This is a genomic window from Haloparvum sedimenti (assembly GCF_001462205.1).
GTDB lineage: Archaea > Halobacteriota > Halobacteria > Halobacteriales > Haloferacaceae > Haloparvum > Haloparvum sedimenti.
In genome coordinates this window covers 17,998-28,373 of the sequence record NZ_LKIR01000122.1, presented here as the reverse complement: position 1 = coordinate 28,373, position 10,376 = coordinate 17,998, and the positions used below count along the sequence as shown (strand labels likewise).

Here is a 10,376-nt window from a genome sequence, read left to right as displayed (position 1 = left end):
CCCACGCCGACCAGGAGCCGCCCGTTCGTCAGTGCGTCCACGACCATGGGCGGACTCAGGGGCTCCCGGAGTTAGGTCCGTCGCCTCGCGGCGCCTCCGCGCGGAAGAGGACGACGCAGACGACCAGCAGTGCGGCCTCGGCACCCTTCGAGGTGAGGGTCAGCCAGTCGCCCACCAGGTGATCGAGGAGGACGACGACGACGCCGGTGTCCGGATGCCCCCGCGGCTCCAGCCCCGGCCAGAACGCGCCGTGGTCCAGCAGGGTGTGCCACACCCCGAACCCGACGAGGAACGTCCCCGCAACCGCGGCCGCGAGCACGTACGCGCCGCGCCGATAGACGTCCGCGACGATCATCGAGGCCGCAAACACCATGAGGAACCCCCCGGCGAGGAACGCGACCGGACGCGGGTCACCGAGGTAGCCGGCGCTCGCGTACACCAGAAGTGCGGGGCCGCCGTAGCTCGGGTGCAGCAGATGCGTGACCGCCACGACGCCCGCGAGCGCGACGGCCGCGACGCGGAGCCGCGCGACCATAGTCTCGTCCATACTCCGGGTATCGCGGGCGGAAAGGTATGTCGTGCGGTTCGCTCCCGTCGCGTGAGAACGGCGGCGCGTGTGAACGCGGGCGGGACGCGTCAAAAGAGACCGCCCGCTGTCGTTACCTCAGAAGAGGTAGAACAGCGGGAACAGGAAGATCCAGACGATGTCGACGAAGTGCCAGTAGAGTCCGAAGTACTCCAGCGGGCGCTGGTCCTCCCGGTAGTAGCCGCGCGCGGCGCGCACGAAGAGGTACCCGGCGATGAGCACGCCGATCACCACGTGGAAGCCGTGCAGTCCGGTCGTCACGTAGTAGATCGACGCCTGAATCGGGTCGCCGTGCGGGTTCTGAGTGAGCGTGACGCCCTTGTCGTACACCTCGTGGTGCCACTCCCACGCCTTGATCCCGAGGAACGTGAACGACAGCAGGATCGTCGCACCGAGACTCGCCAGCAGCCCCTTTGCGTTCTCCCGGCGGGCGAACACGAGCGCGAGGATGACCGTGAACGAGGAGGTCAACAGCACGAACGTGTTGATGAGGCCGGGCAGCGGCTCCGTGATCGGACCCCAGTTCATCCAGCCGGCGTTCACGCGGATGAACACGGCCGCGGAGATGAACGCGCCGAAGACGATGACGTCCGAGGCCAGGAAGAACCACATCCCCAGCTTCACCTTTTCGATGCCGTGGAACGGCCACCGCTCGGCGATCGCCGTCGGCGGCGCGTAGAAGTCCTCCGTGCCCCAGCGGACCGCGGTCCACACCATCAGGATCGGGCCGACGGCGGCGAACACCGGGTAGACGGGGTTCGACATGGAGAGCGCGGTCGTCGCGAGCGTCTCACCGAGCGACAGCGAGACCGAGTCGCGCACGCCCGAGAGCCCGATCATGAAGATCAGGGTCGCGACCGAGAACGCGAACGGCCAGATGCTCGCGTGGCTCGGGTGCTTGTCCCAGTACGGGTACTCGTCGAGGTGGCTCTCGCCGTGACCGTCGGCGTGACCGCCGTCAGCCACCGCGTCCTGCACGAACTCGAGCTTCCCGGAGGCGTACGAGGGGCGGCCGTCCCAGTTCTCGAGCGGCGGCGGCGAGGGGATCGCCCACTCGGCCGTCCGCGTGTAGTCCCACGGGTTGGCCCCGGCTTCCTCGCCGTAGAGGTAGGACTTGGCCAGGTTGTAGAACATGATGAAGAACGACCCGCCGAGGACGAACGCGCCGATCGTCCCGATCTGGTGGAACGTCTGGAACGCGGGGTCGTACTCGAAGACGCGGCGGGGGGTCTCCCAGCCGAGGAACATCGAGAAGTACACCGCGTTGAACCCGATGAAGAACACGACGAAGTGGACCTTGCCCAGGAACTCGTCGTACATCTTCCCGGTCACCTTCGGGAACCAGTAGTAGATGCCCCCGAACAGCGCGGTCGCGCCGCCGAACATCACGTAGTGGAAGTGCGCGACCACCCAGTAGGTGCCGCGGAACTCGTAGTCGAGGACGATGGCGCCGAGGAAGACGCCCGTGATGCCCCCGAGGATGAACAGCAGCAGCGCGCCGAGCGCGAACAGGAACGGCGTCGTGAACTGGATCCGTCCCTTGATCAGCGTGTAGATCAGCGCGAACACCAGCAGGTCGAACGGCAGGGATATCCCGATGGTCGTCGCCATCATCAGGGTCTTGATCTCCAGGTTGATCGTCGTCAGGAACATGTGGTGCATCCACACGAGGAACGACTGGACGGAGATCAGACAGATGGCGATGATGGCCCACTTCCGCCCGACGAGCCGCCGGCCGGAGAAGGTCTGGAACAGCTCCAACATCACGCCCAGTGCGGGGAAGAAGACGATGTACACCTCCGGATGGCCGAAGAACCAGAAGAGGTGTCCCCACAGTAGCGATCCGCCCTCAGTCGCCGAGAAGTAGAGGCTCCCGAAGACGCGGTCGGACAGGAGGATGACCGCGACCGAGAGCAGGGCCGCGAACGCGAACAGCATCATCCACACGGTCGCGAGCATGGACCAGGTGAACATCGGCATGTCCATCAGGCCCATCCCCTCGGCGCGGGAGTGGTGGATCGACGTCAGGAAGTTCACCGTGGACGCGGTCGTGCTCGCCACGAACATCGCGAGCGCGAGGATCGCGCCCGTGGACCCGATGCTCGGCGTGTACATCGGCACGTTGAGCGGGGCGTACATCGTCCACCCGGCGGAGAGCGTTCCGCCCTGGAAGAACGAGATGGCGAACATGACGCCCGACAGCACGTACAGCCAGTAGGAGACGGCGTTCAGCCGCGGGAACGCCAGGTCGTCCGCGCCGATCTGTAGCGGGACGAAATAGTTCGCGAGCCCGAACCCGAGCGGGGAGAGGAACCAGAACACCATCACCAGCCCGTGGGCCGTCACGGCCTCGTTGTACGCGAGCCCGGACAGGATCTGCGCGCCCGGTTCCCACAGCTGGAGTCGGATCAGCAGCGCCATCACGCCGCCGAAGATGAGGAAGAACAGCGCCGTGATGGTGTACATGATCCCGACGTCCTTGTGGTTCGTCGTGACGAGCCAACGGCGGAGCGAGGTCGTCGGCGGGAGCTCGGACATCAGCCGTCACCCTCCGTGTCCTCGCCTTCGGCGTCGGCGAGCTGTTCGTCGTACCAATCCTGGTAATCCTCTTCGTGCATAATGATCACGTCGGCCTTCATGTAGGAGTGGCCCGAGCCGCAGAGCTCGAAACACTCCGCCGTGTAAGTCTCCGTCTCGCCGGGCTCGAGCGGCTCCTCGAGGTGGGCCTGTCCGCTGAACCACGTCTCGGAGTACTCGCCCGGAATCGCGTCGCTTTTGATGCGTAATTCGGAGACTCCGAAGTTGTGCCACACGTCCCGCGAGGTCACACGTAACTGGACCACCTTATCCTGGGGGACGCGCAGCGTGTTCTGCGTGGTGACGCCCTCGTCGGGGTACTGGAACTCCCAGCCGAACTGGTAGCCCTCGACCGTGATCTCGATGTCCTCCTCCACGTCGGTGGCGGGTCCCTCCTCGACGTAGAGCAGCAGGCCGTAGGCGTAAACCACGAGGCTAATGACGACGATCGCGCTGAGACCGAACGAGAGGAAGAGCTTCTTCGCCTTCGGGCCGCCCTGTCCCGTCGGCAGCTCCCCGAGGACCGGGGGATCGAACTTCTCGTCGGGGTCGCTCCCGTCGTCGCGGTACTTGTACGCGTTGTAGAGCGTATACGAGACGACGATCGTCCCGACGAGGGTACCGAGCGCGAGAAAGACGAAGAAGATCTCGTCGAACACCGCTGACTGCGCTCGCCACTCGTCGGCCACTTGTAATATGAGTGACTCTATCATGTTCTTCTGTCGGGCCTTACGTGTGGACTTAGCGATGGCACACTTAGCTCTTTTGTAGCGCGTTCGCCCGCGTGCTCGTCGGCCATATCCGAGGGGTTCATCGTCGGCGACATACGAAGGCTATTTGTACGCACGCACGGACGCTCTACCAACGAGGAACGGATACAGATATGGTCTCGCTTACGCTCGTGAGTACGGTACTGATGGGGTTGCTCGTCGTCGCCACGTTCGTCGCCGCCGCGCGGATCGGCACTCGACGGAAACACGAGGCGGCCGCGTCGGAGGGCGACCGGTACGACCAGCTCGCGCGTCGGTTCGACGAACTCGCCAAGTCGCCCGCGGTCTGGGCGGTCGTCTTCGTCGCCGGCGCGCTCACGTTCGGCCTGGGGGCGGTCGCCGCGTTCGGCGGCTTCGGTCTCTCCGAGGGGGCGGCCGCGACCGCGTTGACCGTCGTCTACGCCGTGCTCGGCATCTCGCTCTTCGCGTTCGTCTTCCTCGGCGGGTACGCCGGCGCACGCGGCCGGGGACTCGGCAACGCACAGGGGGTGGCCGTCGGGGCCATCTCCTTCGGCTTCGCGCTCCTGTTCGTCATCGCGGCGCAGCTCGTCATCGGCAGTCTCGGCTGAGTCGGCGCGTCGCGGTCCGTTCCTTCTCGCAGCGTCACGCGCCAGCCGCGGCTCCGGAACTGGGGACACGCGTTCGTAGGAGAGAGGGCGGACGGCCGACGGACGGTCCGCGACCCGCTACGCCAGCGCGACGCCCTGCCGGGCCAGGTAGTCGTTGACGGCCTTGATCTCGACCGGGCTGCCGATGATCCGACAGTGCGTCTCCGTCTCGACGACGGTGACGGTGTACTCGGCCTCCAGTCGCTCGCGGATCCCCTCGACCGCGTGGCGGGGCACCACGATCTGCGTGCTGTCGCGGAGCCGCGCGGGGTCCGGCATTCGTGGTCAAACCGGTTGCAAGGCCGACATATAGGCGTGTCGAAACGAGCGCGTGGGCGAGCGCCGCGGTCCTCGATGCGCGGCTCCCGGTCGTGGGTCCGACCGCGTCCGATTCGCACGTCGACCGCGGAGGGACAGGTTTAACGAGCCGACCGGCCGAGTATGCGGCGATGGGACTGGAGGACGAAATCGAGGACCTCCGCGAGGAGATCGCCAACACGCCCTACAACAAGTCCACCGAGGCGCACATCGGGCGGCTGAAGGCGAAGCTCGCGGAGAAGAAGGAGAAGCTGGAGAACCAGTCCTCCGCCGGCGGCGGTCACGGCTACGCCGTCGAGAAACACGGTGACGCGACCGTCGCGCTCGTCGGCTTCCCGAGCGTCGGCAAGTCCACCCTGATCAACGCGCTGACCAACGCCGACAGCGAGGTCGGCTCCTACGAGTTCACGACGCTCGACGTCAACCCGGGCATGCTGATGTACCGCGGCGCGAACATCCAGATCCTCGACGTGCCGGGCCTGATCGAGGGCGCCGCGGGCGGCCGCGGCGGCGGGAAGGAGGTCCTCTCGGTCGTCCGGACCGCGGATCTGGTCGTGTTCATGCTCTCCGTGTTCGAGATCGAACAGTACGACCGACTGAGCGAGGAGCTGTACGCCACCAACATCCGGATCGACGCGGAGCCGCCGAACATCAACATCCGAAAGACGCACAAGGACGGCATCGGCGTGACGATGAGCGACGAGGTGAGCCTCGAGGAGGACACCGTCAAGCAGGTGCTCCGCGAGTACGGCTACGTCAACGCCAAGGTGACGATCCCCCACGACCTCACCATCGACGAACTCGTCGACGCCGTGATGGACAACCGCGTCTACCTCCCCTCGATGGTCGCGGTCAACAAGGCGGACCTGATCGACAAGGAGTACCTGCCGACGGTGAAGGAGGAACTCCGCGGGCGCGACCTCGACCCCGACGACGTGGTCTTCATCTCCGCCGAGAAGGAGCGCGGCCTCGACGGACTGAAGGAGCGGCTCTGGGAGGAGCTCGGGCTGATCCGGATCTACATGGACAAGCCCGGCCGGGGCGTCGACTACGAGGAGCCGCTCGTCCTCTTCGAGGGCGCCACCGTCGGCGACGCCTGCGAGAAGATCGGCGGCGAGTTCGACGAGCGGTTCAAGTTCGCCCGCGTCTCCGGGCCGAGCGCGAAACACGACGACCAGCAGGTCGGCAAGGGGCACGTGCTGGCCGACGAGGACGTGCTCCGGATCGTCGCCCGGAAGTAGGATGGGCGACGCCACCTCCGACCCGACCCCGCCCTCCGGCCGCCTCGCGGCCGCGGCGACGTTCGCCGTACTTTTCGTCCCGGTGACCGCCCTCCGCGCGGGCGCCGGCGACTACACGCTCCTCATGCCGTGGGGCTTCCTGAATACCGCGCCGCTCGACCCCGACCGGACCCTTCACGTCTACACCGTCGCCAGCTACTTCCTCGACGGGCCGCCGGTCGCGGCGCTACCCCGGTCGATCACCGTCTGGCCGGTCGCGCTCGCGTGTCACCTGTTGGCCGCGGGGAGCGCGGCCGCCGGCGCGCTCTTCGGTCGCGAGGATCGGCGTGTCACCGGCGGTCTGCTCGTGCTCGCCGCCGTCGGGAGCGCGTGGGTCGCGGTCGGCGTCGGCGCGCGGGGCGGGAGCGCCCTCGCCGCGCCGCCGCTCGGCGCCGCGGTAACCCTCGGCGTCGCGGCCGCCTTCTACGGCCCCGCGCTTCGCCGGGCTGTCGCGCGCTGACTCGGACGGTTGCACACCGACCCGTTCGCGGCGCGGCGGGGTGCTCCGCCCCCAGAGACGCCTCGGAATGCGCCGCTCGGCGGCGGAGCGTGGGAACAAAAAACCAACCGGAGGGAGCCGGAGTCGGCCGATCAGGCGAACGCGATCGAGTCGCCCACGTCGCTTTCCTCGACCTGCGAGAGCTTCTCGTAGGCCTCGCGGAAGTCGCCCATCCGGACCTCGGTGCGGTCGTCGCGGATGGCGAACATCCCGGCCTCGGTACAGACGGCCTTCACGTCCGCGCCGGAGGCGTCCTCGGCCATCTCCGCGAGCGTGCCGAAGTCCACGTCGTCGGCGACGTTCATGTCGCGGGTGTGGATCTCGAAGATGATCTCGCGGCCCTCGGCGTCGGGCTTGGGGACCTCGATGAGGCGGTCGAACCGGCCGGGCCGGAGGATCGCCTCGTCGAGCATGTCGAAGCGGTTAGTCGCCGCGATGATGCGGATCTCGCCGCGCTCGTCGAAGCCGTCCATCTCCGAGAGCAGCTGCATCATCGTCCGCTGGACCTCCGCGTCGCCGGAGGTCTTCGAGTCCGTCCGCTTCGAGGCGATGGCGTCGATCTCGTCGATGAAGATCACGGCGGGCTCGTTCTCGCGGGCGACCTCGAAGAGGTCGCGGACGAGCTTCGCCCCCTCGCCGATGAACTTGTGGACCAGCTCGGAGCCGGCCATCTTGATGAACGTCGCGTTGGTCTCGTTGGCGACGGCCTTCGCGAGCATCGTCTTGCCGGTCCCCGGCGGACCGTACAGGAGAACGCCCGAGGGCGGCGTGATGCCGACCTCGCCGAACATCTCGGGCTGTTCGAGCGGCATCTCGACGGTCTCGCGCACCTCGTTCATCTGCTCGTCGATGCCGCCGATGTCGGCGTAGGTGACGTCCGGCGAGTGCTCGACCTGCATGACGCGGGCGCGCACGTCCGTCTCCTTCTCGAGCTTCTTGACCACGGACAGCGAGTTGTTGACGGCCACGCGGTCGTCGGGCGCGAGGTCCTCGCGCATCTCGTCGGTGACCTCGGTGAGCGCCTCCTGGTTGTTGCCGTGCTGTTTGATCACGACGCCCTCGCCGTTGAGCTCCTGGACGGTGGCGACGAACAGCGGGGACTGCTTCAGCTTCTTGTTCTCGTGAGTCAGCCGCTCGAGCTTCTGCTGGTACTTGTTGTTCTCGGCGTTCGCGTCGAGGAGCTTGTCCCGCATCTCCTCGTTCTGCGACTCCAGAACCTCGAGCCGCTCCTGCAGCGTCTCGATCTTCTCCTGTTGCGACGCCGATTCGTCCTCGTACGGCATATCGACGTCGTCCACAGTGTCACTCATCTACCCCCGTTAGGCCGGTCACTAATAAGAGACTTCGGGTCGGGGCGGTCCGGACGCCGCTGTGGGCCGTCTCCGCGGCCCTTCGCGTGGAACTGCTGTGATCCCCGATTTTCGCGCCGACGCTTCCTGAGTCCTTTTAATGTCCATTAGTAATTAAACTGGATAGCAAATATTATCTATTAGCATCACACACGTGGAGACACATGAGTGCACCAGAGGCCATCCACGCGGACGAAGACGACGCGGTAGACGAGGACGCGGTCGACGGCGATCGGTGGGAGCCGGTCCGGGACCTGCCTCCGAGCGCGAAGCTCGTGGCGAAGGTCCTCGACTACAACGACACGCTGACGCAGAGCGAGCTCGCGGAGGAGACCCTGCTGCCGCCGCGGACGGTCCGCTACGCGCTCTCCCGGCTGGAGGACGAGGAGGTCGTCGACTCTCGGTTCTCCTTCGCGGACGCGCGCAAGCGGCTCTACACCCTGTCGCTCTGACGGCCGGAACCCCCCGCGTCACCGGAGACGCCGTTCCGAGCCCGTTCTTCATCGCTTCTCCCCCTCATCTTCCTTCCCTCCTTCCCCCCGACCCTTTTCACCGATACCGCGCCACCCTGCCCGTGGCAACCACGCAAGCCGTCAAGCGCGCGCTGGCCGCGCTGGCGACGCGAACCGACACGGCGCGCAGCCCTTACGCCGCGGTGATCGAGGAGGCGACGGATGCGCGCGCGGACCTGTCCCGCGCGGCCGGATTCCTCGACGCGGTCGGTCTCGACCGGCTGGAGGCGGCGACGACGGCGGCCGCGGACGCGGAGGAGGCGGCACTCGCGGACCGCGGCCGCGAGGCGCTCCGCGCGTATCGCAGGCTTCGGGCGGCCGCGGCGGGTGACCGTCCCCGGCCCCCCGACGCCGTCAGGGACGCCCCGGACCACTTCCGCCGCGGCGGCGGAACCCCTAAATGCGGAACCGGACAACCTCACGCCGAATGACGCGGGTGATCCACACCGGCGACACCCACATTGGGTACCAGCAGTACCACTCGCCGGTCAGACGGCAGGACTTCCTCGACGCCTTCGAGCAGGTGGTCGCGGACGCGGTCGCGGACGACGTGGACGCGGTGGTCCACGCCGGCGACCTGTTCCACGACCGGCGGCCGGAGCTGCAGGACCTCCTCGGCACGCTGTCGGTCCTCCGGGACCTGGACGACGCCGGCATCCCCTTCCTCGCCATCGTCGGCAACCACGAGTCGACGCGCGGCGGGCAGTGGCTCGACCTCTTCGAGAGCCTGGGGCTCGCCACGCGGCTCGACGACGCGCCGACGGTCGTGGGCGACACCGCCTTCTACGGGCTCGACCACGTCCCCGTCTCGCGTCGCGACGATCTCGAGTACGAGTTCGAGCCACACGACGCCGACGCCGCCGCGCTGGTCGCGCACGGCCTCTTCGAGCCGTTCGCGCACGCGGACTGGGACACCGAGGAACTCCTCACGACAAGCACCGTCGACTTCGACGCGCTGCTGCTCGGCGACAACCACAAGGCGGACACCGCGCAGGTGCGCAACGCGTGGGTCACCTACCCCGGATCGACCGAGCGCGCGAGCGCGAGCGAGGAAGCGGGCCGTGGCTACAACCTCGTCCGCTTCGGGGGGGACGCCGAGGACGGCGGCGACGCGGTCGACATCAGGCGGCGCGCGCTGGAGACGCGCCCGTTCGCGTTCGTCTCCGTCGACCTCCGCGAGGGCGAGGGGATCGAGCGCGTGCGCGAGCAGGTACGCCAGCACGACCTCGCGGACGCGGTCGCCATCGTGGAGGTCACCGGCGACGGGGAGCCGGTCACCCCCGCGGCGGTCGAGGAGTTCGCCACCGACGAGGGCGCGCTGATCGCCCGCGTGACCGACCGCCGCGAGGTGGAGACGGAGACGGAGGTGGACGTGAGCTTCGCGGACCCCGAGGACGCCGTCCGCGAGCGCATCGGCGAGATGGGCCTGTCGACGGCCGCGCTCGACGTGGACGAGACGGTCCGCGCGAGCAAGGTCGCGGACAGCAACGTCCGCGAGGAGGTCAAAACGCGGCTGGAGGACCGCCTCGAGGACGGGGACCTCGGCGCCTTCGAAACCGGAAGCGGCGTGGTCGAGGAACGGACCGGTGACGGGAACGAGGTGGAGAGCGACGCCGGCGAACCGGGCGGAGGGGTCGCGGACGCCGAAGGGACAGAAAAGGAGACGGACGCCGAAGGGACAGAAAAGGAGACGGACGCCGAAGGGACAGAAAAGGAGACGGACGCCGAAGGGACGGATGAGGGGGCCTCGGACGCCTCCGCTGACGACGGGCAAGTCTCCATGGAGGATTACCTATGAGGTTCGATCGAATCGTCCTGCGGAACTTCAAGCCCTACGGCGACGCGGACCTCGACCTGGGCGACGGCGTCACCGTGAT

11 protein-coding genes are annotated in these 10,376 nt (G+C 67.5%); 6 read left to right on the top strand and 5 right to left on the bottom strand.

The window, feature by feature from the left end:
* Positions 1-55 precede the first annotated feature (55 nt).
* The 3 genes from AN233_RS08880 to coxB form a co-directional block, all read right to left on the bottom strand.
* On the bottom strand, positions 56-547 hold the full coding sequence (locus AN233_RS08880) for a hypothetical protein (RefSeq protein ID WP_058366436.1): 492 nt from the start codon (positions 545-547) through the stop codon (positions 56-58).
* A 117-nt stretch (positions 548-664) separates the two neighbouring features.
* Positions 665-3,124 (bottom strand): cbb3-type cytochrome c oxidase subunit I, encoded by a 2,460-nt coding sequence (locus tag AN233_RS08875; RefSeq protein WP_058366435.1) that lies wholly within the window; start codon positions 3,122-3,124, stop codon positions 665-667.
* Positions 3,124-3,876: a cytochrome c oxidase subunit II gene (gene coxB, locus AN233_RS08870; RefSeq protein WP_058366434.1), complete on the bottom strand. Its 753-nt coding sequence runs from the start codon at positions 3,874-3,876 to the stop codon at positions 3,124-3,126. Before coxB ends, AN233_RS08875 begins: the two co-directional genes overlap by 1 nt.
* A 170-nt stretch (positions 3,877-4,046) precedes the next feature.
* Here coxB and AN233_RS08865 point away from each other — a divergent pair, with 170 nt between their 5' ends.
* Positions 4,047-4,502 (top strand): hypothetical protein, encoded by a 456-nt coding sequence (locus tag AN233_RS08865; RefSeq protein WP_058366433.1) that lies wholly within the window; start codon positions 4,047-4,049, stop codon positions 4,500-4,502.
* Between the two features lie 117 nt (positions 4,503-4,619).
* Here AN233_RS08865 and AN233_RS08860 read toward each other — a convergent pair whose 3' ends face one another.
* Positions 4,620-4,820, bottom strand: a complete 201-nt coding sequence (locus AN233_RS08860) for a VNG_1110C family protein (protein ID WP_058366432.1) — start codon at positions 4,818-4,820, stop codon at positions 4,620-4,622.
* Between the two features lie 170 nt (positions 4,821-4,990).
* On the opposite strand from AN233_RS08860, the gene AN233_RS08855 reads away from it, so the two are divergent.
* Both AN233_RS08855 and AN233_RS08850 read left to right on the top strand, forming a co-directional pair.
* Positions 4,991-6,100, top strand: coding sequence for an OBG GTPase family GTP-binding protein (locus AN233_RS08855; RefSeq protein WP_058366431.1), 1,110 nt, complete (start codon positions 4,991-4,993; stop codon positions 6,098-6,100).
* Between the two features lies 1 nt (position 6,101).
* Entirely contained in the window at positions 6,102-6,599 is a 498-nt protein-coding gene (locus tag AN233_RS08850) for a TIGR04206 family protein (protein WP_058366430.1), read from the top strand.
* Positions 6,600-6,730: 131 nt separating this feature from the next.
* Here AN233_RS08850 and pan1 read toward each other — a convergent pair whose 3' ends face one another.
* Complete coding sequence (pan1, locus tag AN233_RS08845; RefSeq protein ID WP_058366429.1) at positions 6,731-7,948, bottom strand: proteasome-activating nucleotidase Pan1; 1,218 nt, start codon at positions 7,946-7,948, stop codon at positions 6,731-6,733.
* A 203-nt stretch (positions 7,949-8,151) separates the two neighbouring features.
* Between pan1 and AN233_RS08840 the strand changes: the two genes are divergently transcribed.
* The 3 genes from AN233_RS08840 to mre11 all read left to right on the top strand — a co-directional run bounded on the left by AN233_RS08840 (position 8,152) and on the right by mre11 (position 10,297).
* Positions 8,152-8,439: a MarR family transcriptional regulator gene (locus AN233_RS08840; protein ID WP_058366428.1), complete on the top strand. Its 288-nt coding sequence runs from the start codon at positions 8,152-8,154 to the stop codon at positions 8,437-8,439.
* 122 nt (positions 8,440-8,561) lie between these two features.
* On the top strand, positions 8,562-8,930 hold the full coding sequence (locus AN233_RS08835) for a hypothetical protein (RefSeq protein ID WP_058366427.1): 369 nt from the start codon (positions 8,562-8,564) through the stop codon (positions 8,928-8,930).
* Positions 8,927-10,297, top strand: a complete 1,371-nt coding sequence (gene mre11 / locus AN233_RS08830) for a DNA double-strand break repair protein Mre11 (RefSeq protein WP_058366426.1) — start codon at positions 8,927-8,929, stop codon at positions 10,295-10,297. The genes AN233_RS08835 and mre11 overlap by 4 nt, the downstream gene beginning before the upstream one ends.
* Positions 10,298-10,376 lie beyond the last annotated feature (79 nt).

Bases quoted from the DNA above. Each gene is read 5' to 3' on its own strand.
- AN233_RS08880 (WP_058366436.1), bottom strand. From the start codon at position 547: ATGGACGAGACTATGGTCGCGCGGCTCCGCGTCGCGGCCGTCGCGCTC.
- AN233_RS08875 (WP_058366435.1), bottom strand. From the start codon at position 3,124: ATGTCCGAGCTCCCGCCGACGACCTCGCTCCGCCGTTGGCTCGTCACG.
- coxB (WP_058366434.1), bottom strand. From the start codon at position 3,876: ATGATAGAGTCACTCATATTACAAGTGGCCGACGAGTGGCGAGCGCAG.
- AN233_RS08865 (WP_058366433.1), top strand. From the start codon at position 4,047: ATGGTCTCGCTTACGCTCGTGAGTACGGTACTGATGGGGTTGCTCGTC.
- AN233_RS08860 (WP_058366432.1), bottom strand. From the start codon at position 4,820: ATGCCGGACCCCGCGCGGCTCCGCGACAGCACGCAGATCGTGGTGCCC.
- AN233_RS08855 (WP_058366431.1), top strand. From the start codon at position 4,991: ATGGGACTGGAGGACGAAATCGAGGACCTCCGCGAGGAGATCGCCAAC.
- AN233_RS08850 (WP_058366430.1), top strand. From the start codon at position 6,102: ATGGGCGACGCCACCTCCGACCCGACCCCGCCCTCCGGCCGCCTCGCG.
- pan1 (WP_058366429.1), bottom strand. From the start codon at position 7,948: ATGAGTGACACTGTGGACGACGTCGATATGCCGTACGAGGACGAATCG.
- AN233_RS08840 (WP_058366428.1), top strand. From the start codon at position 8,152: ATGAGTGCACCAGAGGCCATCCACGCGGACGAAGACGACGCGGTAGAC.
- mre11 (WP_058366426.1), top strand. From the start codon at position 8,927: ATGACGCGGGTGATCCACACCGGCGACACCCACATTGGGTACCAGCAG.